The sequence below is a fragment of the Pseudomonas sp. LAMO17WK12:I1 genome (assembly GCF_900177315.1).
Classification (GTDB): Bacteria; Pseudomonadota; Gammaproteobacteria; order Pseudomonadales; family Pseudomonadaceae; genus Aquipseudomonas; species Aquipseudomonas marginalis.
Genome location: NZ_FWZV01000007.1, coordinates 59,510 through 82,243, shown reverse-complemented (window position 1 = coordinate 82,243; position 22,734 = coordinate 59,510). Strand labels below are relative to the sequence as shown.

The following is a 22,734-nucleotide window of genomic DNA, read 5'->3' as shown; positions in this document are numbered from 1 at the left end:
AGTACGCGATCCTGTCGCCTTCTCCGCGGCGCGGCCTCATTAAGCCAAAAGCTTAATTTCCCCCCCTCCATAAATGATTACGTCATTCCTATATGAATCTGACTGAACTCAAGCAAAAGCCGATTACCGACCTGCTCCAACTGGCCGAAGAAATGGGCATAGAAAATATGGCCCGTTCGCGCAAGCAGGACGTGATTTTCTCCCTGCTGAAAAAGCACGCGAAAAGCGGCGAGGAAATCTCCGGTGATGGCGTGCTGGAGATTCTCCAGGACGGCTTCGGCTTCCTCCGCTCTGCAGACGCCTCCTATCTCGCCGGCCCAGACGACATCTATGTCTCGCCGAGCCAGATCCGTCGCTTCAACTTGCGCACCGGTGACACCATCGTTGGCAAGATCCGCCCACCGAAGGAAGGCGAGCGTTACTTCGCCCTGCTCAAGGTCGACACGATCAACTTCGATCGTCCCGAGAACGCGAAAAACAAGATTCTCTTCGAGAACCTGACGCCGCTGTTCCCGACCGTGCGCATGAAGATGGAAGCCGGTAACGGTTCCACCGAAGACCTGACCGGTCGCGTGATCGACCTGTGTGCCCCGATCGGCAAAGGCCAGCGTGGCCTGATCGTCGCCCCGCCGAAAGCCGGTAAGACCATCATGCTGCAGAACATTGCAGCGAACATCGCACGTAACAATCCTGAAGTTCACCTGATCGTATTGTTGATCGATGAGCGTCCGGAAGAGGTCACCGAAATGCAGCGCACCGTGCGCGGCGAAGTGGTTGCCTCGACGTTCGATGAGCCGCCGACCCGCCACGTGCAGGTTGCCGAAATGGTGATCGAGAAGGCCAAGCGCCTGGTCGAACACAAGAAGGACGTGGTGATCCTGCTCGACTCCATCACCCGTCTGGCCCGTGCCTACAACACCGTGATCCCGAGCTCCGGCAAGGTCCTCACCGGTGGTGTCGATGCCCACGCCCTGGAGAAACCGAAGCGTTTCTTCGGCGCCGCGCGGAACATCGAAGAAGGCGGCTCGCTGACCATTATCGCCACCGCACTGGTTGAAACCGGTTCGAAGATGGACGAAGTGATCTACGAAGAGTTCAAGGGTACCGGCAACATGGAACTGCCCCTGGACCGTCGCATCGCGGAAAAACGCGTGTTCCCGGCGATCAACATCAACCGCTCCGGCACCCGCCGCGAAGAGTTGCTGACCGCCGACGACGAACTGCAGCGCATGTGGATCCTGCGCAAGCTGCTGCACCCGATGGACGAAGTGGCAGCCATCGAGTTCCTGATCGACAAGTTGAAAACCACCAAGACCAACGACGAGTTCTTCCTGTCGATGAAACGTAAGTAATCACGACGTTTCAGGTCCGAAGAAATGGCGCCCCCAGGGGCGCCATTTTTTTTGTGTCGGTTTTTCGGTCCCTGCAACGGCCAAATGCACCTCGATAAGCTGCCAGCAGCCCTCAGAGCAGGTAGGATGTACGCCTATTTTACGGGTGGCATGGTTAATGAAATTCAAGGATCTTCGGGATTTCGTGCAGCAACTTGAGCAGCGCGGAGAGTTGAAACGTATCCAGATGCCGATTTCACCGGTGCTGGAAATGACTGAGATTTGCGACCGCACCTTGCGTAACAAGGGCCCGGCGCTGCTGTTCGAGAACCCGACCGGTTTTGACATACCGGTGCTCGGCAACCTGTTCGGTACCCCCGAGCGTGTGGCCTTTGGCATGGGCGCCGAGGCGGTCAGCGAATTGCGCGAGATCGGCAAGCTGCTGGCGTTCCTCAAGGAACCCGAGCCGCCCAAGGGCTTGAAGGATGCCTGGTCGAAGCTGCCGATCTTCCGCAAGATCATTGCCATGGCACCCAAGGTGGTCAAGGACGCGGTGTGCCAGGAAGTGGTCATCGAAGGCGATGATGTCGATCTGGCCATGCTGCCGGTGCAAACCTGCTGGCCCGGCGATGTCGGCCCGCTGATCACCTGGGGCCTGACCGTCACCAAGGGCCCGAACAAGGACCGCCAGAACCTGGGTATTTACCGTCAGCAAGTGATTGGCCGCAACAAGGTGATCATGCGTTGGCTGAGCCACCGTGGCGGTGCCTTGGACTTCCGTGAATGGTGCGAGAAGCACCCCGGCAAGCCGTTCCCGGTCTCCGTGGCCCTGGGCGCCGACCCTGCGACCATCCTCGGCGCCGTGACCCCGGTGCCCGACAGCCTGTCCGAATATGCCTTCGCCGGCCTGTTGCGTGGCAACCGCACCGAGCTGGTGAAGTGCCGTGGCAACGACCTGCAAGTGCCGGCCACCGCTGAAATCATCCTCGAAGGCGTGATTCATCCAGGCGAGATGGCCGATGAAGGCCCGTACGGCGACCACACCGGCTATTACAACGAAGTCGACAGCTTCCCGGTGTTCACCGTGGAACGCATCACCCATCGGATCAAACCGATCTACCACAGCACCTACACCGGCCGTCCGCCGGATGAGCCGGCGATTCTGGGGGTGGCGCTGAACGAAGTGTTCGTGCCGATCCTGCAGAAGCAATTCCCGGAAATCACCGACTTCTACCTGCCGCCGGAAGGCTGCTCGTATCGCATGGCCATCGTGACCATGAAGAAGTCGTATCCCGGCCATGCCAAGCGGGTCATGCTGGGTGTGTGGTCGTTTTTGCGACAGTTCATGTACACCAAGTTCGTTATCGTCACCGACGACGACATCAATGCCCGGGACTGGAACGATGTGATCTGGGCCATCACCACGCGCATGGACCCCAAGCGCGACACGGTGATGATCGACAACACGCCGATCGACTACCTCGACTTCGCGTCGCCGGTGTCGGGCCTGGGCTCGAAGATGGGCCTGGACGCTACCCACAAATGGCCGGGTGAAACGACCCGCGAGTGGGGCCGGGTGATCGTCAAGGATGAGGCCGTCACGGCACGTGTCGATGCGATTTGGAAAGAATTGGGAATAGATTGATGCGTGTAACCCTGCAACCTTCCGGCGCCGTGCTGGAGCTGGTCCCCGGCGAGCGAATCCTCGAAGGCGCGCGCCGCCTGGGCTACGAATGCCCCCAGGCGTGTCGCAATGGCGTGTGCCACGTGTGCGCCGCACTGCTGGTGGAGGGCCGGGTGCAGCAAGCCGGTGAGGTTCGCGACCATGGCGAGTTCTACACCTGCATCGCCGAGCCGCTGGAAGATTGCATTGTGTTGTGGGATGGCGTGCTGGCGCCGGGAGAGTTGCCGTTGCGCAAGTTGTCGTGCCAATTGAGTGAGTGCGTGGAAGTGGGCGGAGATGTGTGGCGCGTGCGCCTGCGGGCCCCGGCCGGCAAGGCGGTGCGTTACCACGCCGGGCAATACCTGATGATCGAGCGGGAGAATGGCGAGAAGTCGGCATTTTCCCTGGCGTCGGCGCCCCACGCCGGTCGCGAGCTGGAACTGCATGTACTGGCCCGCGAGGACAGCGCGCGCAACTTGCTGGAACAATTGCAGCGCAACCAGATGGCGCGCATCGAGCTGCCCTTTGGCGACACCCACCTGGCCGAGCTGCCGGACGGGCCATTGGTGCTGATCGCCGCCGGGACCGGCATGGCGCAGATGCACAGCCTGATCGAGCATTGCCGCGCGTCCGGCTTCAAGCACCCGGTGCACCTGTACTGGGGCGTGCGGCGCCCGGAAGATTTCTACGAGATCGAGCACTGGGACCAATGGCGGCAACTGCCCAATCTGTTCCTGCACAAGGTGGTCAGCGACCTGTGTGGCTGGGAAGGGCGCTGCGGCCTGCTGCATGAAGCGGTGTGCGAAGACATTGCCGACCTCAAGGTGGTGCATGTCTACGCCAGCGGTTCACCGGCGATGATCTACGGCACGCTGGATGCACTGGTCGATGCCGGCATGGATGCGCACCAGATGCGCGCCGACGTATTCGCCTACGCCCCGCGGCCCTGACGCAACGGAACGGTGGAACGGGGCATGCGCACGCTCAGAAACGTACTCCGGTCGTCACCATCGCCGCATTGAACCCCAGCAGCACCAGTTCCGCCGCCACCGGCCCGTAATGGGTGCCTACCGACGGGATGATCACCGGCGCCACACCGAAACGGTTGAGGGGGATCTTGTCGCGGTATTTGCCGCGATAGCCCTGGATCGCCCCGCCTGTGACCTTCAGGTACACCGCAGAGTCGGCCATGTCATAGCGCTTGCCTGCATAGGCGTAGTAAGAGCGCTGGCTGAACGAGTTGCGAAACGTCGCCCCGCCATACACAAAGCCTGATGCCTCATTGCGCTCCAGGCCGATCAGGTCCTGGTTGTTGTTGTGGTCTTTGTCCGGCGCGAAGTGCCGGGTATAGACGCTGGTCTGCGCGTACCAGAAGCCTTTGTCGTCCTCGGCAGGCGGTGTTTCGCCAGCCAGTGCGGTGGTGGCCTGGGCCAGGAACAGCAGGCCAGGCAGTCGAAATTTCTTCATGGGTGCGACCTCGATAGACGGTTTGATGGGCGGCTAGGTGGGTCGTGGACGTGCGCGCCAGTTTGACGGCTTGGCGTGCTCCCAGGCTGAACCGGGGCTGAAAGTAGCTGGAATGCCCTGTGCAATCCTGACGAAAGGGGCATCGGGCTTATGCATTCGCTTATGCTTTAAAGGTATTTAATTTGTTACATAAATATCCTTAAGCTATATCGCAACGGACTACCGATTTTCTTCCAATAACCATTAACTGACCGCCACCGCCCGCCAGCCGGATCGATCTTGCGAACTCAGAACACTGACGTTCTGATTCTTGATTCAAAGGGGAGCGGTATGGGGAGCTACACGCAACACGCGCTGTACACAGCGATTTTGTCGGCCAATTTGCTGGCCGCTGTGGGTTTCAATCCTGTCCTGGCGGCCGAAGCGCCCGCCACCGATGCACCCAAACTCGACACCGTGATCGTCACCGGCACCCGCGCCCAGGAGCGTACCGCCAGTGCTTCGCTGTCTCCGATCGATGTGATTTCCGGCGATAGCCTGCGCAGCACGGGCTCTGATGAGTTGGGGGCGGTGCTGGCGCGCCTGATTCCGTCGATCAACTTCCCGCGCCCAAGCCTGGTGGATGGTGCCGAACTGGTGCGCCCTGCGCAGTTGCGCGGCCTGTCACCCGATCAGGTGCTGGTGCTGGTCAACGGCAAGCGCCGCCACACCAGTGCCTTCGTCAACCTGGGCGGCGCGGTGGGCCGTGGGTCGGCACCGGCGGACCTGAATGCGATCCCGCTGTCGGCGGTGGACCATATCGAAGTGCTGCGTGACGGTGCTTCCGCCCGCTACGGCTCGGATGCGATTGCCGGGGTGATCAACGTGATCCTCAAGCACGCCGACCATGGCGGTTCGATCTCCACCAAGTTCGGCGAATACAAGAAGGGCGATGGTATCCAGCGCAATGTCAGCGGCAATACCGGCCTGGCACTGGGCGACAACGGTTTTATCAACCTGTCGGCCGAAGGGGCTGACAATGACTACACCAACCGCGCCGGGGATGACTACCGCACGGGCAGCGTGGGCTCTACCACCTATGGCCAGCGCGTGTTCCGCCAGGGTGAGCCGGCCACCAATGAAGGCAAATTCCAGTTCAATTCCGAATATTCCTTCAACGAGGCGGCCGAGCTCTACACCTTCGGCGGCTACAGCAAGCGGCGCGGCGAGACGGCGGCGTTCTACCGGGCGAGCAATGCGTCCAACAACATCCCGGCGCTCAACCCCAACGGTTACCTGCCGCTGATCAAGGGCAACCTTGAAGACACCTCATTGGTGGTGGGCCTGCGCGGTTTGCTGGCCTACGACTGGCATTACGACCTGTCGGCCAACTATGGCAAGAACCAGTACGCACTCAGCACCGAAACCATCAACACCTCCCTGGGCCTGGCCACGCCGCGCAAGTTCGACAACGGCACCCTGAGCAACGACCAGAAGCAAGTCAGCCTGGACCTGTCCCGTGAATTCGACGTGGGCTGGCTGCCTTACCCGGTGTCCGTGGCGTTTGGCGGTGAGTACCTGCACCAGGGTTATGAAATCGAGGCGGGCGAGCCGGCCTCCTACTTTCAGACCGGCAGTTCCGGACTGGGTGGTTTCCGTGATGCCGACGCGGGCACCAGCACGCGCCACAACTGGGCCCAGTACCTGGACCTGGAAACCAACTTCACCGAAAAACTCAGTGCCTCGGCGGCGGTGCGCCACGAGGACTACAGTGACTTCGGCTCGAATGTCAGTGGCTCGCTCTCAGCCCGTTATGACTTCACCCCGCAGGTGGCCGTGCGCGGCAGTGTTTCCAACGGTTTCCGCGCGCCGTCCCTGGCCCAGCAGAACTTTGCCTACACCTCATCGCAGCTGATCGGCAGCACTATCCAGGAAGCCGGCACGTTCCCGGCCAACAGCCAGGTGGCGCGTTTGCTCGGCGCCGAAGACCTCAAGGCCGAGAAGTCGCGCAACTACAGCCTTGGGCTGGTGCTGGAGCCGGCCGATGACCTGACGGTGACGGTGGATGTGTACCGCATCGACATCCGTGACCGTATAAGCCTGTCGTCCAACCTCGGCATAAATGCGGCGACGCGCGCCTATTTGCAGGCCAACGGTGTCGGCAATATCGACTACACCACCGCCCGCTACTTCACCAACGCCACCGACACCAGCACCGACGGCGTCGACCTGGTCGCCAACTATCGTTACCAGTTCGACAGCGGCATCCGCTGGAACAGCACCGTGGGCTACAACTACAACCACACCAAGGTGACGGACGTGAAGGCCAACCCGGCCATCCTCGACAGCCTGGGCGCGAACCTGGTGCGTGTGGACCGCCGCGAGCGCATCGGTTTGCTGGGGGATACCACGCCGCAGCACAAGCTGAGCCTGGGTAACGACTTCACTTACGGCCGTTGGGCCCTGCACAGCAACCTGGTGCGCTATGGTGAATTCACCAGCTACCAGGCGGACAAGGTCAACGACCAGACCTTCAAGGCTGCCTGGGTGCTGGACCTGTCGGCGGACTACAGGCTGAAGAATTGGACCTTCACCCTGGGCGGCGACAACGTCACCGATAAATACCCGGAGAAGGTCAACGCCTTCGCCAGCAGTGGGGGCAACCTGGCCTATAGCACTTTTTCGCCGTACGGTTACAGCGGCGCGTTTTATTACGGTAAAGTTGCTTACAACTGGTAACACACAGGAGGCGCACCGCTTTTCGCCATGACCGCCATTGAATCCGATCTTCTGCAATTGGCTTACCCTCCGCGGCTCGATCTGGGGCCGCAACTCACTCACGAACAGTTAATGAGCTCGATGCAGGCCACCATGGGCCGGCACAAGGGTGGCCCGGTCTGGCTATTTGCGTATGGTTCGCTGATCTGGCGCCCGGAATGTTCGTCGACTGAGCGAGTGCGGGCACGGGTCCACGGTTATCACCGGGGTCTGTACCTGTGGTCCCACGAGCATCGGGGCACGCCGGAGTTGCCGGGCCTGGTCTTTGGCCTGGATCGCGGAGGCTCGTGCAGCGGGTTTGCCTACCGCTTGCCGGACGATCAACTGGAGGCTTCGCTTTACGCCTTGTGGCAGCGCGAGATGCCTTACCCGTCCTACCGGCCGCACTGGCTCAGTTGCCGCCTTGAAGATGGCAGTCAGGTGCAGGCGTTGGGGTTTGTGTTGGAGCGGCACTTGCCCAGCTACGCCGGTAACCTGCCCGATATCGTGCTGAACCACGTGCTGCAAAGCGCTTGTGGGCGTTACGGCACCACTCGCGATTATGTCGAGCAGACCGTCAACGCCCTGCGTAGCCACGCCATGCCAGATAAAAACCTGGAGGCGCGGCTCAAGCGTTGTGCCAAGGATTGCTCAGGCGATTAACGCGCCGAGCTGACGCTGTTGGTGTGCCACAGCGTTGGGATCAGGAATGCGATGGCCAGCACGCACGCGCCGATCAGCAGCACGAAACCACCGTCCCAGCCAAAATGGTCCACGGTGTAGCCCATGGCCGCACTGGCTGCCACCGAACCGCCCAGGTAGCCGAACAGACCGGTGAAGCCCGCAGCCGTACCGGCGGCTTTCTTCGGTGCCAGTTCCAGCGCCTGCAGGCCGATCAGCATCACCGGGCCGTAGATCAAAAAGCCGATCGAGATCAGCGCGATCATATCGACCATCGGGTTGCCCGGCGGGTTGAGCCAGTACACCAGGGTCGCCACGGTCACCAGCGCCATGAACACGATGCCGGTCAGGCCACGGTTGCCACGGAAGATCTTGTCCGACATCCAGCCGCACAGCAGCGTGCCCGGAATACCTGCCCACTCGTAGAAGAAGTACGCCCAGGACGATTTATCCACCGTGAAGTGCTTGGCCTCCTTGAGGTAGGTCGGCGCCCAGTCCAGTACGCCGTAGCGCAGCAGGTAGACGAACACGTTGGCGAATGCGATATACCAGAGCATTTTGTTGCGCAGCACGTACTTGACGAAGATTTCCTTGGCGCTGAATTCGTCTTCGTGGCTGGCGTCGTAGCCTTCCGGGTAATCATTCTTGTACTGCTCGATCGGCGGCAGGCCCACCGATTGCGGGGTGTCGCGCATGGTAATGAAGGCAAATGCCGCCACTGCCAAGGCCACCGTGGCCGGTACATAGAACGCCGCATGCCAGTCGTTGAACCAGGCCATGCCCAGCAGGAACAGCGGGCCGATCAGACCGCCGCCGACGTTGTGCGCCACGTTCCACACCGACACCACGCCGCCGCGTTCTTTCTGCGACCACCAGTGCACCATGGTCCGGCCACTGGGCGGCCAGCCCATGCCCTGGGCCCAGCCGTTGATGAACAGCAAAATGAACATCATGGTCACGCTGGACGTCGCCCAAGGCGCGAAACCGAAAATGAACATCACCCCCGCCGATACCAGCAGGCCGAAGGGCAGGAAGTAACGCGGGTTGGAGCGGTCGGATACCAGGCCCATGAGGAACTTGGACAGGCCATAGGCGATCGCGATGGCCGACATCGCCAGGCCCAGCTCCCCCCGGGTGTAACCCTCGTCGATCAGGTAGGGCATGGCCAGGGAGAAGTTCTTGCGCAGCAGGTAATACCCGGCATAACCGAAGAAAATACCGGCGAAGATCTGCCAGCGCAGCCGTCGGTAGGTACTGTCGATATTTTCTTCAGGCAGAGGCGCCTGGTGTGCGGCAGGACGAAAGAAAGCAAACATTCAAGAGCTCCAAATTTCTTGTTTTGACTGCGGATGCGAATGTTACAGTTTCGTTACCGAAAATAGCATTGCCTCTTATGCGCAAACACAGGAAATTAGAGCAAGCGCGTGTTCTCTTACGAACATGTCGCTAATAGATAAGTGGTGGTCGCTCAGCGTTTCTCAGTCCAATGGAGAACAAATGTGGGAGGGGGCTTGCCCCCGATAGCGGTAGGTCAGCCAGCTTATCTGTAGCTGACCCACTGCCATCGGGGGCAAGCCCCCTCCCACATTTGATTGCATTTCAGATCGGTCAGCGGGTCTGGACGACGACCTTGCCTACCGCCCGGCGCTGCCCGAGGTCATTAATCGCCTGAGCGGCCTGCTCCAGCGGATACACCTGCGACACCAACGGCTTGAGCTTGCCCTCACCGTACCAAGTGAACAGTTGCTGGAAGTTCGCCGCATTGTCCTGAGGCTGGCGCTGGGCAAACGAACCCCAGAACACCCCGACCACCGCCGCACCCTTGAGCAGCGCCAGGTTCACCGGTAGCTCCGGGATGCGCCCGCTGGCAAAACCCACCACCAGCAGGCGGCCGTTCCAGGCAATCGCGCGAATGGCCTGGTCAAACAGGTCGCCGCCCACCGGGTCGTAGATCACATCGGCGCCGTTACCGTCGGTCAGGCGCTTGATTTCGTCCTTTAGGCTGGCTTCGCTGTAGTTGATCAGTTCATCGGCGCCGGCGGCCTTGGCCACGGCGAGTTTGTCGGCACTGCTCGCGGCGGCGATCACCCGCGCGCCCATGGCCTTGCCGATTTCCACGGCGGCCAGGCCCACGCCACCGGAAGCACCGAGCACTAGCAGGGTTTCGCCGGGTTGCAGGTTGGCGCGTTGTTTCAGCGCGTGCATGGAGGTGCCGTAGGTCATGCTGAAGGCGGCGGCGGTGTTGAAGTCCATGGTCGGCGGGATCGGCAGCACGTTGTAGCCTGGCACCGCGACCTGTTCGGCAAAGCTGCCCCAGCCGGTCAGTGCCATGACCCGGTCGCCGACTTTCAGGTGGCTGACCTTTTCCCCGACTTCGCTGACCACCCCCGATGCCTCGCCACCCGGCGAGAACGGGAAGGGCGGCTTGAACTGGTATTTACCCTCGATGATCAGGGTGTCGGGGAAGTTGACCCCGGCGGCATGCACGTCCAGCAGGATTTCGTTCTTCTTGATCGTGGGGCTTGCGACGTCTTCCAGCACCAGGGTTTCGGCGGGGCCGAAGGCTTTGCACAGCACAGCTTTCATCGGGCTATTCCTTTTGGTGTCGTGGCCGATAAGTGTAGGAGGGTAGGCCTGTGGGTCAACGAGCATGCTCGGCCCTGATAAGTCGCCATAAGCTTGTGCTCTGCCTTGCTAGCGTTATGCTACCCGGCAACCGAATGTGAGGAATGAACTGTGAAAGCGTGGATCCTATTGATGCTGGCCCTGACCTTGCCGATGGCAGCCCAGGCCGAAGAGGCCAAAGAAGGCGAGGCGCCGAAGGTCAGCTATATCAGCCTGAGCCCACCGTTCGTGGGTAACTACGGCCTGGATGGCACAGCCAAGCTCAAAGTGTTCAAGGCCGACATCGCCCTGCGCGTGACCGGCGAAGAAGCCGCCAAAGCGGTCAAGGCCAACGACGCATTGATCCGTAACCAGTTGGTCGCGCTGTTCACCCAGCAGACCAACGAGGCCATGAGCACGGTCGACGGCAAGGAGAAGCTGCGCCAGGAAGCCCTCAAGCAAACCCAGCAAGTGATGAACGACGAGACGGGCAAGCCCATGGTGGAAGACCTGCTGTTCAATAACCTGATCATTCAGTAAACAGCCTGGCTTGCGGTTCAGGAAGCCAGGCTCTTCCTGAACCGCGCCAACGCCACCGCAAAAAACAACAGCCCGATCCCCGCCAGCGCCAGCAAGTCCGGCCACACCACACTCACCCCCGCATCGCGAAACAAAATCGCTGCGCTCAGGCTTACAAAGTGCGTCGACGGCGAGCCCTGCATCACCCACTGCAACCACTCGGGCATGCTGTCCAGCGGCGTGCTGCCGCCTGACAACAGCAGCATCGGGATAATCACCGGGATCGCCAGCAAGCCGAACTGCGGCGTGGAGCGGGCGAGGGTGGCGAGGAAGATCCCCAGTGCCGTACTGGCAAACAGATACAGGGCAGTCACAAACAGGAACAACCCCAGCGACCCGGCCAGCGGCACGCCGAGCAGCCCTTTGACCACCACCTCCAGCGATAGCCAGGTGCACAGCACCACCACCAGCATATTGCTCCAGATTTTCGCCAGCATGATTTCCAGTGCGGTCAGCGGCAGTACCAGCAGGTGGTCGAGGGTGCCGTGCTCGCGCTCACGCAGCAATGCGGTGCCGGTGAGCACGATGGCCAGGATGGTGATGTTGTTGACGATCTGGATCACGGCCAGGAACCAGCCGCCCTCCAGGTTGGTGTTGAACAGTGCTCGGGTCGTGAGCAGCGCGGGCGCCTGGCGGGTGGCGTCGGTTTGCCCGCTGTAGCTGAGCAATTCGCGCTGGAAGATCCGCCCGATATAGCCCGCGCCCATGAACGCCTGGCTCATCGCCGTGGCGTCGACGTTCACCTGCACGCCAGGCTGGCGACCGGCCAACAGGTCGGCCTGAAAGTTGGCCGGTACGTTGATCACGAAGGTGTACTGGCCGCTGTCCATCACCTTGTCCAGCTGGTCATAGGCCAACGGTGCCGGTGGTTGGAATTCGGGCGGTTGCAGCGCCTCGGCCATCTGCCGGGAGAGCGCGCTGTGGTCTTCATCGACAAACGCCACGCTGGCGTTGTGCACGCCGATCACCGAGCCGGCGGCGGGCATGTAGATGGCGACGGTGAAGGCGTAGAACAGAAACAGCAGCAAGACGCTGTCGTGACGCAGGCTGGTGAGTTCCTTGATGCCCAGCCGGAAGATGTGTGCGAGCTTGTGCATCAGGCCTCCTGCTTCTTGAGCATGACCAGGCTCAACCCGGTGAACCCGATAAAGAAGCCGAACAGCGCCAGGCATTGCGGCCACAACTGGCGCAGATCCAGGGCCTTGGTGAAGGTGCCCACGGCAATATCCAAAAAGTGCCCGGCCGGAAACAGTGCGCCCATCAAGGCGGCGGCGCCCTCCAGGGACGAGCGCGGCACGATCAGCCCGGAAAACTGGATGGTTGGCAGGCTGGTGATGATCATGGTGCCGAGGATCGCCGCGATCTGGGTGCGGGTGAACGCGGAAATCAGCAGGCCCATGCTGGTGGTGGCCAGCACATACAGCAGCCCGCCAAACGCCAGCGTCAGGCCGCTGCCCTTGAACGGCACGCCGAACAGCCAGCGATTCATCGCCACCAGCAGCGCCAGGTTGACCAGGCTCACGGCCAGGTAAGGCGCCTGTTTACCGAGCAGGAATTCCAGGCGCGTCAGGGGGGTGGCGTAGAAGTTGGTGATCGAACCCAGTTCTTTCTCGCGCACGATGCCCAGGGCGGTGAGCATCGCCGGGATAAACGCCAGGATCAGTGCCATCACGCCGGGGCCGATGGCATTCACGCTGACCACGTCCTGGTTATAGCGAAAACGGGTTTCCAGTTTGGCGGCTGCCTGGGTGCTGCGCGGCAGGCTGCTCAGTTCGGCCAGTTGCTGCAGGTTGCCTTGGTGCACCGCCTCCACATAGTTGCGGCTGGTTTCCGCACGAAACGGCATGCCGCCATCGAGCCACGCGGCCACGGTGGGTTGGCGCCCGGCATAGAGATCGCGACCAAAGCCGGGCGGGATCTCCAGGGCCAGTTTGATTTCCGAGCGTTGCAGGCGTCGGTGCAATTCGGGGGCGTCCTGGATCGGCGCCTGCTCGGCGAAGTAGCGCGAGCTGCGGAAGGCTTCCAGATAGGCGCGGCTTTGTGGCGTCTGGTCCTGGTCGTAGACGGCGAAGGCGAGGTTTTCCACGTCCAGGGAAATGCCGTAGCCGAAGATCACCATCATGAACATCGCACCGAGCAGGGCAAAGGCCATGCGTACTTTGTCGCGCAGCAGTTCCTTGCCTTCGCGGCTGGCCACGGCCAGCAGGCGAGACAGGCTGAAACCACGCTTGCTGAGGGGCGGCGCATGGGTTTCGCTGACGGTTTTGGCCGACGTGGCAGGTTCGGCATCGCCCTGGGCTTGCTCAAGGCAGGTGACGAACGCGGCTTCCAGGGTGTCGCCGTTGAATTGCCGTTGCAGTGCGTCCGGTGTATCGCAGGCGAGTACCTTACCGGCATGCATCAAGGAGATGCGGTCGCAGCGCTGGGCTTCATTCATGAAGTGGGTAGACAGGAAGATCGTCACCCCTTGTTCGCGGGACAACTCGATCAACAGTCGCCAGAAATCATCCCGGGCCGCCGGGTCGACGCCCGAGGTGGGCTCATCGAGGATCAATACTTCCGGGCGATGCAGCACCGCCACGGCCAATGACAAGCGTTGGCGCAGGCCGAGGGGCAGTTCCCCGGAGGGCTGCTCGGCCACTTCACCGAGGTCGAAACGCTGGATCAGCTCATCGATGCGCGGGCCGCTGTCGGCCTTGGGCAAATCGAACAGTTGCGCGTGCAACACCAGGTTCTGGCGCACGCTCAGCTCGCCATACAGCGAGAAGCTTTGCGACATGAACCCTACGCGCTTGCGGGTGGCCAGGTCCTTGGCGTTCACCGGGTTGCCCAGCAGCGTGGCGCTGCCTTCGGTGGCCGGCATCAGCCCGGTGAGGACTTTCATCGTGGTGGTCTTGCCACAGCCGTTGGAGCCGAGGAAGCCGAAGATCTCGCCACGGCCGATGGCAAAGCTGACCTTGTTCACCGCCGTGAAGTCGCCGAAGCGCAGGGTCAGGTCGTGGGCTTCGATGGCGATATCGGTGTTGGCGTTTTCCCTTGGCGGGATCACCAGGGGTTGGTTGCCGTGGGCGCTGTCGCCCTGGAAGTGGGTGAAGGCCTCATCCAGTTTGCCGCTGGGGGTCGCTGCCGCCAGTTCGCTGCTGAGCCCGTCGGCGATCAGTTGGCCACGGTCGAGCATCAGGCAATGTTCGAATTGCTCGGCTTCTTCCATGTAGGCGGTGGCTACCAGCAGCGTCAGTTGCGGGCGCTCGCTGCGGACGGTCTCCACCAGTTCCCAGAAGCGCCGCCGCGACAGCGGGTCGACACCGGTGGTGGGTTCGTCGAGGATCAACAGGTCCGGATCGTGGATCAGCGCGCAGCACAGGCCGAGCTTCTGCTTCATGCCACCGGAGAGCTTGCCGGCCGGGCGCTCGGCGAAGCGCGCGAGGTCGGTGGCCAACAGCAGGTTGTGCATGCGCTGGTCGCAGTCGGCGTTGGACAGGCCGAACAGCGTGGCGAAGAAGCGGATGTTTTCGCTGATGGACAGTTCGGGGTACAGGTTGCCGCCCAGGCCCTGGGGCATGAAGGCGATGCGCGGGTACAGGCTGTTGCGGTGGCGGCGGTCGGCGATGGAGCCGCCGAGCACCTCCAGTTGGCCGTCCTGGAGCTTTTTAACCCCGGCGATCAACCCCAACAGGCTCGATTTGCCCGCCCCATCCGGGCCGATCAGTCCGCAGCGCGTGCCGGTGGGCAGGCTGAAGGCGATGTCGATCAAGGCCTGCTGCTTGCCGTAACGGTGGTTGATGGCGGTGGCGTGCAGCGCCAGGCCGGTCATTGCAGGTTGGCCGGCCAGTCGATGTCAGCCATGCGCACGTAGCCGGCGCCGGGCATCCCCGGTTTGGCCTGGGGCACGGCGCTGGGCTGGGTCAGGCGCAGCTTGACGCGAAACACCAGCTTCTGGCGTTCGTCGCGGGTTTCGACTTCCTTGGGGGTGAACTGCGACTTGGCGGCAACAAAACTGATTTTCGCCGGCAGCGGTTGCTGGGGCAGGGCATCGAGCAGGATGCGTGCGTCACTGCCCACCGTCAGGCGCCCGGTGACGGAGGCGGGCAGATAGAGGTTCATGTACTGATCCTCGGGGTCGATCAACAACAGCACGCGCCCGCCTGCACCGAGGACCTCGCCGGGCTCGGCCAGGCGCAGTTGGATAATGCCGTCGATGGGCGCGCGCAGGCTGCTGTCATCGATTTCGCTGGTCAACTGGGCGACCTGGGCCTGGGCGGCACCGATGGCGGCCTTGACCGAATTGACCTGGGCTTGCGCGGCGATCACGGCGGCGTTGCCGGTGTTCTGGCGGGCCTGCTGCTGGTCGATCAACTGGCTGCTGGCAAAGCCGCGCTTGTACAGTTCCTGGGTACGCTTGAGTTCCTGGTTGGCCAGCAGTTGCTCGCTTTGGCGCAGTTGCACATTGGCCTCGGCGGCGGCGAAGTTTTCCCTGGCGCGCAGCACTTCGGCTTCGGCCTGGGCGCGCTGGGCTTCCAGGGTGCGGGTGTCCATGCGCGCCAGCAACTGGCCCTTGAGCACCTTGTCACCTTCATCCACCCGCACCTCGGCCAGGCGGCCGGGGATCTTGGCGGCGATCTGCACTTCGGTGGATTCCAGGCGGCCGTTGCCCATGCCCAAGCCTTCGGGCAGGCGATCCTGGGTGGACTTCCAGTAACCGAAGCCGCCGGCGGCGAGCAACAAGGCAATCAACAAAGCGGCAAACAGGTGGGAGGAGCGGGGCGTGATCGACATGGGTGCATCCTGCGGCGTTAGCTTCCTAGTTTGACCGAGGCAGCCCGAGGGGCGTTGATGCCGGTCAAATGAAGCGCAAGCCTAACCCGGTTCAGGTGCAGATGCATGCGCCGGGAGCGTGACCGCAGGGTTCTGGTCAGCGCAGTGCCAGCACCGCCGCCCATTGCTCTGCCGTGACCGGCATCACGGACAAGCGACTGCCTTTTTGTACCAGGGGCAATTCGGCGAGGGCGGTTTGCTGTTTCAGGTAGCCCAGGCCCAGCACCTTGGGAAAGGTCTGGACGTGCGCGACATTGATCGCGCTCCACGGGTTTTTCTCCGGGGTGGCCTTGGCGTCGAAGTAATGGCTGTCCGGTTCCAGCGCGGTAGGGTCCGGATAGGCGGCCGCGATGATCTTGCCGATGCCGGCAATGCCGGGCTCGGGGCAACTGGAGTGGTAGAAGAAAAATTGGTCACCCACCGCCATGGCGCGCAGGAAGTTGCGTGCCTGGTAGTTGCGTACCCCGTCCCAGCGCGCTTCGCCCAGCGTTTCCAGGCCGTTGATGGAGAGTTCGTCGGGCTCGGATTTCATCAGCCAGTAGGCCATTTTTGCGCTCCTGAAAAAGCAGTGGGCAAGTTGTCAGGCAATTTGATGACAAACCGACAGTCGGTTGGCGTCAAGGTTTGCGTGTTGGTTCACGTTATCGCAGAATGCCGGGATTTTAAGCTTGACGCAGCTGCAACGGACTACTTTGGAACGTTGTTGTCATCGTGTACGAGATGCCTGAAGGGGGGCAATCGATGCAACGTAAACCGGATTTACTATGGATATTGGTGATTTTGTTTGGTCTGGGCGTCGTGACCACCGGGTATGCGCAAAGCTTGTGGTCGAACAAGACCGATGCGCCAGTTGAACTGACTCAGCAGCAGCCGCAACCCTTCAAGCGCTGACCCTTCTTCAAGGCGCCGTAGCTTCCTGCGGCGTTTCTGCGACATACCACTGCCTGTCGGTAACGGTGCCAGCCAACGGCACATCCCAGCTGGCCTGTGCCAATCGATCGACCTTCTGACATTCATGGGCCAGGCCCAGCAGCGCCGGCTTGCGCCAGCTTTTGCGGCGTGCCAGATAGGCGAGGCTGCGGTCGTAGAAACCGCCGCCCATGCCCAGGCGGCCACCGGTATCATCGAACCCCACCAACGGCAGCAACACCAGATCCAGCGCCCATACCTTGCGCTGGCGCCTGGCATTGACCCGTGGCTCCAGAATGCGAAAGCGATTGGGCAGCAGCGTTTCCCCAGGCTTCACGCGCTGGAACACCATCTTGGTCCGTGGCCAGGCGCTGAGCACCGGCAGGTAAGTGGCCTTGCCCCGGCGCTGTGCCGCACGCAGCAGCAGGCGCGGATCGATTTCACCGTCCGTCGGTAGATACAGGGAAATATGTTTGGCCCGGCGAAACAGCGGGTGCTGTGCCAGTTGCCGATACAGGCCATGGGCGGCCTGGCGCTGCTCGCTGGGCGTGAGGGCGCGGCGGGCTTTGCGCAACATGCGTCGAAGGTGCGGACGGGAAAGCGGCGCAGGTTCGTTCATGGTTTTTCGGCTCATAAAACAATGCCAGTCCGGGGACTGGCATTGAGTTCTGGAATTCAGGCTCCCCGACAGAGCCGCTGTCGACTCAGCCCTTGAACCCGAAAGTTCAAGGTGGAAGAAGCAGTAGGCTTTAAGGCTTTCCGTCTAGCGGACATGCACACCAGCCCAACGTGCAACTTCCAGGGTAGTGCGAATCGGCTCCGGGACATCGCCGACTGGCAAGCACGCCAGGGAGTGGGGCGAGTATACCTTAAACAGTCGCGGCAATCAGCCCTTGGGTTGCTCTGTGTCGCTGGAAAGCACCAGGTCGACGCGTTCGAGCAGGTCGCGCACCTGCTCGCGCGTCGAGCCGCTGGCCTGTACGTCAGGGCGCTCCTGCTTATGCAGCAGGTCGTGGGTAATGTTCAGGGCGGCCATTACGGCGATGCGGTCGGCACCGATGACTTTGCCGCTGCTGCGGATTTCACGCATCTTGCCGTCCAGGTAGCGGGCGGCGCTCACCAGGTTGTTGCGCTCTTCCTGGGGGCAGATGATCGAATATTCTTTGTCGAGGATCTGCACGGTGACGCTATTGCTTGAACTCATGAGTCTTGCTCCAGGGCCTTCAGGCGCGAAATCATCGATTCGACCTTACGCCGGGCGATTTCGTTTTTTTCAATGAGGTGAGCGCGTTCCTCGCGCCAGGTCTTTTCCTGAGCTAATAGGAGTCCGTTTTGACTCTTAAGTTGCTCGACCCGAGTAATTAGCAATTCGAGTCTGGCCATCAGCGCTTGCAGGTCGGTGTCTTCCATTGGGTTCCACTGGATTTGTCTGATGAATGGCAACTGCAGGATAAACGATCTGACGCCCTCGATAGTCTTGGTACGTCTGCCGGTGCTAGGATACAGCGCTCCATTCTAGACATTGCGCCGTCTGGCGCCTAGCTCACCATGCCCATTCAGAACTCCCCGTACGATGCTTTTTCCAAACTGCTGAGCACCAGCGGCCATCCTTGCTCGCCCGCCGAGCTGCATGGCGTGCTGCTCGGCCGCAGTTGCACCGGTGTTGGCTTTGATGCCGACAACTGGCTGGCCGATGTGGCCGAGCTGCTGGAAACCGAACCGACCGACAACGTGCGCAACGCGCTGATCGGCCTGCAAGAGATGGTCAAGGGCGAACTGACCGGTGATGACGTCACCGTGGTCCTGCTGCTGCCGACCGACGATGCACCGCTCCCCGAACGCGCCGCCGCACTGGGCCAATGGTGCCAGGGCTTCCTCCACGGTTTCGGCGTGAACGCCGGCGGCCTGGAACTGAGCACCGACGCCAAGGAAGTGCTGCAGGACCTGGCGGCCATCTCCCAGGTGCAAGATGCCCTGGAAGAGTCCGAAGACGGCGAAGGCGACTACATGGAAGTCATGGAATACCTGCGCGTCGCGCCATTGCTGCTGTTCACCGAGACCAGGAAGTCCGCTGAGCCTGTTGCACCCAAGCCTTCGCTGCACTAAGAAAAGGAAGCCCATCTGCCCATGATCCATATCCCCAAAGCGGAATACACCCGGCGTCGCAAGGCGCTCATGGCGCAGATGGAACCCAACAGCATCGCGATCCTGCCGGCTGCCGCCGTGGCGATCCGCAATCGCGATGTGGAGCACGTCTATCGCCAGGACAGCGACTTCCAGTACCTGAGCGGCTTCCCCGAGCCGGAAGCGGTGATCGTGCTGATGCCCGGTCGCCAGCATGGCGAGTACGTGCTGTTCTGCCGCGAACGCAATGCCGAGCGCGAATTGTGGGACGGCCTGCGTGCCGGTACCGAAGGCGCCATCCGTGACTTTGGCGCCGACGATGCCTTCCCCATCACCGATATCGACGACATCCTGCCCGGCCTGATCGAAGGCCGCGACCGGGTGTATTCGGCCATGGGCAGCAACGCCGAATTCGATCGGCACCTGATGGAGTGGATCAACGTCATCCGCTCCAAAGCGCACCTTGGCGCCCAGCCACCGAACGAGTTTGTTGCCCTGGATCATCTGCTCCACGACATGCGCCTGTATAAATCGGCGGCAGAAGTGAAGGTGATGCGCGAGGCCGCGCGAATTTCCTGCGCGGCCCATGTAAAGGCCATGCAGGCCAGCCGCGTCGGCTTGCATGAGTTCAGCCTGGAAGCCGAGCTGGATTACGAATTCCGCAAGGGCGGTTCGAAGATGCCGGCCTATGGCTCCATCGTCGCCACCGGGCGCAACAGCTGCATCCTGCATTACCAGCAGAATGACGCCGTGCTTAAGGACGGCGACCTGGTGCTGATCGATGCCGGTTGCGAAATCGATTGCTACGCCAGCGACATCACGCGCACCTGGCCGGTCAATGGCAAATTTTCGCCGGAACAGAAGGCGATCTATGAAATCGTGCTGGCTTCCCAGGAAGCCGCCTTTGCCGAGATCGCGCCGAACAAACATTGGAACCAGGCCCACGAGGCGACGGTGCAGGTCATCACTGCCGGACTGGTGAAGCTGGGGTTGCTGAAGGGCGACGTCGACGAGCTGATCGCCAGTGAAGCCTACAAACCCTTCTATATGCACCGCGCCGGCCATTGGCTGGGGATGGATGTGCATGATGTGGGCGAGTACAAGGTGGGCGGCGAATGGCGTGTGCTGGAAGTTGGCATGGCGCTGACGGTGGAACCGGGCATTTATATCTCGCCGGATAACCAGACCGTCGCGAAAAAATGGCGTGGCATTGGTGTACGTATCGAGGACGACGTGGTGGTGACCAAGCAAGGCTGTGAAATCCTGACCGGCGGCGCCCCCAAGAGCGTCGTTGAAATCGAAGCCCTAATGGCGGCCGCCCGATGAGCCGGGTCAACCTGGCGATTATCGGTGGCGGCCTGGTAGGCGCGAGCCTGGCGCTGGCGTTGCAGGCCGGTGCCAAGGCGCGTGGCTGGAAGATCGTGCTGATCGAACCCTTCGCGCCCGGCGACAGCTACCAGCCGAGCTACGACGCGCGGTCTTCGGCGCTGTCCTACGGCGCCCGGCAGATTTATCAGCGCCTGGGCCTGTGGCAGCAGATCTCGCGCCGCGCCGAGCCGATCAAGCAGATCCATGTGTCGGACCGCGGACGCTTCTCCACCGCGCGACTGTCCGCCATGGAGGAGGGCGTGCCAGCCCTCGGTTACGTGGTGGAAAACGCCTGGCTCGGCCAATGCCTGTGGCAAGGCCTGGACAAGGACGTGGTGAGTTGGCGCTGCCCGGCGGAAGTCACACGCCTGGAGCCGCTGCCCGATGGCTACCGCCTGACCCTCAACGATGAAACCGTGCTGGAATGCGACCTCGCGGTGCTCGCCGACGGCGGCCGCTCCGGCCTGCGCGAGCAATTGGGCATTGGCGTGAGAACCCGCCCGTACAACCAGAGCGCACTGATCGCCAACATCACCCCGAGCGAAGCCCACAACGGCGAAGCGTTCGAGCGTTTCACCGATGAAGGCCCGATGGCCCTGCTGCCGCTGCCGGACAACCGTTGCGCACTGGTATGGACCCGTATCGGCATGGACGCACAGCGCCTGGCCAATCTCGATGAACGCAGCTTCCTGAGCGAGTTGCAGGGCGTGTTCGGCTACCGCCTGGGCACCCTCAAGCAAGTCGGCGCCCGTCATCTGTATCCGTTGACCCTGGTGGAAGCCGAAGAGCAAGTGCGCTCGCACCTGGCGATCCTCGGCAATGCCGCCCACAGCCTGCACCCGATTGCCGGGCAGGGGTTCAACCTGTCCCTGCGTGATGCGCACGCCTTGGCCGAGGCCCTGTTGGCCGGGCCGGCGGTGCCGGGCGACCTGGCGACGTTGCAGGCTTATCGCGAGCGTCAGCGCATGGATCAGAAGTTGACCGTGGGTTTCTCCGACCAGGTCACGCGGCTGTTTGGCAGCGCGCAACCGCTGGTCGCCCTGGGCCGCAATATGGGCCTGCTGGGCCTGGACCTGCTGCCACCGGCCAAGCGTTGGTTCGCCCGTCAGGCCATGGGCCTGGGGACGCGTCCCGATGCGTGAGACTCATCAATCCTTTTACGTGCGGTGCAAGCCGCCAGCGAGACAGGCTTAAAGCATGGACATGCGCGCAGATGTGCTGATTGTCGGGGCCGGAATGGTCGGAAGCGCCCTGGCGCTGGCATTGCAAGGCAGCGGCCTGCAAGTGCTGCTGCTCGACGGCAGCCCGCTGAGCGTCAAGCCGTTCGACCGCGAGGCGGCCTTCGAACCCCGTGTGAGTGCCTTGTCGGCGGCCAGCCAGCGCATCCTCGAGCGCCTCGGTGTGTGGGATGGCATCGTTGAACGACGCGCCAGCCCGTACGGCGAGATGCAGGTGTGGGACGGCAGCGGCACCGGGCAGATCCACTTTTCGGCGGCCAGTGTGCATGCCGAAGTGCTTGGGCATATCGTCGAGAACCGCGTGGTCCAGGATGCCTTGCTCGAACGTCTGCACGACTGCGACCTGGGCCTGCTGGCGAATGCGCGCCTGGAGCAGATGCGCCGTTCCGGCGATGACTGGTTGCTGACCCTGGCCGATGGCCGGAAATTGCGCGCGCCGTTGGTGGTGGCCGCCGATGGCGCCAACTCCGCCGTGCGCCGCCTGACCGGCACCGCGACCCGTGAATGGGACTACCTTCATAACGCCATCGTTACCAGCGTGCGCAGTAGCCAGCCGCACCAGCGCACGGCCTGGCAACGCTTTACCGACACCGGCCCGCTGGCGTTTTTGCCGCTGGAGCGGGACGGGCAGGAAGATTGGTGCTCGATCGTCTGGTCGACTACGCCGGCCGAATCCGAACGCCTGATGGCGCTGGATGATGAAAGCTTCTGCCGTGAACTGGAGCGCGCCTTTGAAGGGCGCCTCGGTAGCGTGGTCAGCGCCGATCCGCGTGTGTGCGTACCCTTGCGTCAGCGCCACGCCAAACGCTATGTGGCCGAGGGCCTGGCATTGATCGGCGACGCCGCCCATGTCATCCATCCATTGGCCGGGCAGGGCGTCAACCTGGGTTTCCTCGATGCGGCGGTGCTGGCCGAAGTGTTGTTGTCGGCCACCGAACGCGGTGAACGTCTGGCCGATGTGAAGGTGCTCAGCCGTTACGAGCGCCGACGCATGCCCCATAACCTGGCCCTGATGGCGGCGATGGAAGGCTTTGAGCGCCTGTTCCAGGCCGATCAACTGCCGCTGCGCTGGTTGCGTAATGCCGGGTTGAAGATGGTCGACCAGATGCCCGAGGCCAAGGCCGTGTTTGTGCGCCAGGCCCTCGGGTTGAGCGGGGATCTGCCGGACCTGGCCAAGCCCTGACAGGTTTGTGCAACATTTGGTAACGGCTCCGCCGAG

At 62.2% G+C, this 22,734-nt stretch carries 21 protein-coding genes and 1 other RNA gene; 11 read left to right on the top strand and 11 right to left on the bottom strand.

Annotation, left to right across the window (positions count from 1 at the left end; genetic code table 11):
* The first annotated feature begins 92 nt into the window (after window positions 1-92).
* The 3 genes from rho (at window position 93) to B9N88_RS14785 (ending at window position 3,944) form a co-directional block, all read left to right on the top strand.
* Complete coding sequence (rho, locus tag B9N88_RS14795) at window positions 93-1,352, top strand: transcription termination factor Rho (RefSeq protein ID WP_003176825.1); 1,260 nt, start codon at window positions 93-95, stop codon at window positions 1,350-1,352.
* Between the two features lie 157 nt (window positions 1,353-1,509).
* Entirely contained in the window at window positions 1,510-2,976 is a 1,467-nt protein-coding gene (gene ubiD, locus B9N88_RS14790; RefSeq protein WP_027608362.1) for a 4-hydroxy-3-polyprenylbenzoate decarboxylase, read from the top strand.
* The gene (locus B9N88_RS14785) at window positions 2,976-3,944 is read left to right on the top strand and encodes a CDP-6-deoxy-delta-3,4-glucoseen reductase (RefSeq protein WP_027608363.1); all 969 of its coding nucleotides are present in this window, start codon (window positions 2,976-2,978) and stop codon (window positions 3,942-3,944) included. The genes ubiD and B9N88_RS14785 overlap by 1 nt, the downstream gene beginning before the upstream one ends.
* Window positions 3,945-3,978: 34 nt before the next feature.
* Here B9N88_RS14785 and B9N88_RS14780 read toward each other — a convergent pair whose 3' ends face one another.
* Entirely contained in the window at window positions 3,979-4,461 is a 483-nt protein-coding gene (locus tag B9N88_RS14780) for a hypothetical protein (protein WP_027608364.1), read from the bottom strand.
* Window positions 4,462-4,791: 330 nt separating this feature from the next.
* Here B9N88_RS14780 and B9N88_RS14775 point away from each other — a divergent pair, with 330 nt between their 5' ends.
* A complete protein-coding gene (locus tag B9N88_RS14775; protein WP_027608365.1) occupies window positions 4,792-7,179 on the top strand; it encodes a TonB-dependent receptor plug domain-containing protein in 2,388 nt (795 codons plus the stop codon).
* A gap of 27 nt (window positions 7,180-7,206) precedes the next feature.
* Window positions 7,207-7,860, top strand: a complete 654-nt coding sequence (locus tag B9N88_RS14770; protein WP_027608366.1) for a gamma-glutamylcyclotransferase — start codon at window positions 7,207-7,209, stop codon at window positions 7,858-7,860.
* On the opposite strand, the gene glpT is transcribed toward B9N88_RS14770, so the two are convergent.
* On the bottom strand, window positions 7,857-9,194 hold the full coding sequence (gene glpT / locus B9N88_RS14765; RefSeq protein ID WP_027608367.1) for a glycerol-3-phosphate transporter: 1,338 nt from the start codon (window positions 9,192-9,194) through the stop codon (window positions 7,857-7,859). The two genes, B9N88_RS14770 and glpT, sit on opposite strands and share 4 nt — an antisense overlap.
* 292 nt (window positions 9,195-9,486) lie before the next feature.
* The gene (locus tag B9N88_RS14760) at window positions 9,487-10,464 is read right to left on the bottom strand and encodes an NADPH:quinone oxidoreductase family protein (protein ID WP_027608368.1); all 978 of its coding nucleotides are present in this window, start codon (window positions 10,462-10,464) and stop codon (window positions 9,487-9,489) included.
* Window positions 10,465-10,614: 150 nt separating this feature from the next.
* Here B9N88_RS14760 and B9N88_RS14755 point away from each other — a divergent pair, with 150 nt between their 5' ends.
* On the top strand, window positions 10,615-11,022 hold the full coding sequence (locus B9N88_RS14755; protein ID WP_027608369.1) for a flagellar basal body-associated protein FliL: 408 nt from the start codon (window positions 10,615-10,617) through the stop codon (window positions 11,020-11,022).
* Window positions 11,023-11,039: 17 nt separating this feature from the next.
* On the opposite strand, the gene B9N88_RS14750 is transcribed toward B9N88_RS14755, so the two are convergent.
* From B9N88_RS14750 to B9N88_RS14735, 4 genes are all read right to left on the bottom strand, one after another.
* Window positions 11,040-12,158, bottom strand: coding sequence for an ABC transporter permease (locus tag B9N88_RS14750; RefSeq protein WP_027608370.1), 1,119 nt, complete (start codon window positions 12,156-12,158; stop codon window positions 11,040-11,042).
* Window positions 12,158-14,875: a ribosome-associated ATPase/putative transporter RbbA gene (gene rbbA / locus B9N88_RS14745; RefSeq protein ID WP_027608371.1), complete on the bottom strand. Its 2,718-nt coding sequence runs from the start codon at window positions 14,873-14,875 to the stop codon at window positions 12,158-12,160. Before rbbA ends, B9N88_RS14750 begins: the two co-directional genes overlap by 1 nt.
* Window positions 14,872-15,837: an HlyD family secretion protein gene (locus B9N88_RS14740; RefSeq protein ID WP_027608372.1), complete on the bottom strand. Its 966-nt coding sequence runs from the start codon at window positions 15,835-15,837 to the stop codon at window positions 14,872-14,874. The genes rbbA and B9N88_RS14740 overlap by 4 nt, the downstream gene beginning before the upstream one ends.
* A 136-nt stretch (window positions 15,838-15,973) precedes the next feature.
* Window positions 15,974-16,423 carry an EVE domain-containing protein gene (locus tag B9N88_RS14735; protein ID WP_027608373.1) on the bottom strand — a complete coding sequence of 150 codons (450 nt, stop codon included), beginning with the start codon at window positions 16,421-16,423 and terminating at the stop codon, window positions 15,974-15,976.
* Between the two features lie 194 nt (window positions 16,424-16,617).
* Between B9N88_RS14735 and B9N88_RS32360 the strand changes: the two genes are divergently transcribed.
* A complete protein-coding gene (locus tag B9N88_RS32360; protein WP_092355790.1) occupies window positions 16,618-16,767 on the top strand; it encodes a hypothetical protein in 150 nt (49 codons plus the stop codon).
* 7 nt (window positions 16,768-16,774) lie between these two features.
* Here B9N88_RS32360 and B9N88_RS14730 read toward each other — a convergent pair whose 3' ends face one another.
* The 4 genes from B9N88_RS14730 to B9N88_RS14715 form a co-directional block, all read right to left on the bottom strand.
* Window positions 16,775-17,404, bottom strand: coding sequence for a 5-formyltetrahydrofolate cyclo-ligase (locus tag B9N88_RS14730; protein ID WP_027608374.1), 630 nt, complete (start codon window positions 17,402-17,404; stop codon window positions 16,775-16,777).
* Between the two features lie 58 nt (window positions 17,405-17,462).
* Window positions 17,463-17,641, bottom strand: a non-coding RNA gene (gene ssrS / locus B9N88_RS14725) — 6S RNA.
* 30 nt (window positions 17,642-17,671) lie between these two features.
* Complete coding sequence (locus B9N88_RS14720; protein ID WP_027608375.1) at window positions 17,672-17,989, bottom strand: cell division protein ZapA; 318 nt, start codon at window positions 17,987-17,989, stop codon at window positions 17,672-17,674.
* Window positions 17,986-18,195: a TIGR02449 family protein gene (locus B9N88_RS14715; protein ID WP_007982902.1), complete on the bottom strand. Its 210-nt coding sequence runs from the start codon at window positions 18,193-18,195 to the stop codon at window positions 17,986-17,988. Before B9N88_RS14715 ends, B9N88_RS14720 begins: the two co-directional genes overlap by 4 nt.
* A gap of 138 nt (window positions 18,196-18,333) precedes the next feature.
* On the opposite strand from B9N88_RS14715, the gene B9N88_RS14710 reads away from it, so the two are divergent.
* The 4 genes from B9N88_RS14710 to B9N88_RS14695 all read left to right on the top strand — a co-directional run bounded on the left by B9N88_RS14710 (window position 18,334) and on the right by B9N88_RS14695 (window position 22,698).
* Window positions 18,334-18,891: a YecA/YgfB family protein gene (locus B9N88_RS14710; RefSeq protein WP_027608376.1), complete on the top strand. Its 558-nt coding sequence runs from the start codon at window positions 18,334-18,336 to the stop codon at window positions 18,889-18,891.
* Window positions 18,892-18,912: 21 nt separating this feature from the next.
* Window positions 18,913-20,235: a Xaa-Pro aminopeptidase gene (pepP, locus tag B9N88_RS14705; protein ID WP_027608377.1), complete on the top strand. Its 1,323-nt coding sequence runs from the start codon at window positions 18,913-18,915 to the stop codon at window positions 20,233-20,235.
* Window positions 20,232-21,419 carry a 2-octaprenyl-6-methoxyphenyl hydroxylase gene (gene ubiH, locus B9N88_RS14700; RefSeq protein WP_027608378.1) on the top strand — a complete coding sequence of 396 codons (1,188 nt, stop codon included), beginning with the start codon at window positions 20,232-20,234 and terminating at the stop codon, window positions 21,417-21,419. Before pepP ends, ubiH begins: the two co-directional genes overlap by 4 nt.
* A gap of 61 nt (window positions 21,420-21,480) precedes the next feature.
* Entirely contained in the window at window positions 21,481-22,698 is a 1,218-nt protein-coding gene (locus B9N88_RS14695; RefSeq protein WP_177327739.1) for a 2-octaprenyl-3-methyl-6-methoxy-1,4-benzoquinol hydroxylase, read from the top strand.
* Window positions 22,699-22,734: the final 36 nt, after the last annotated feature.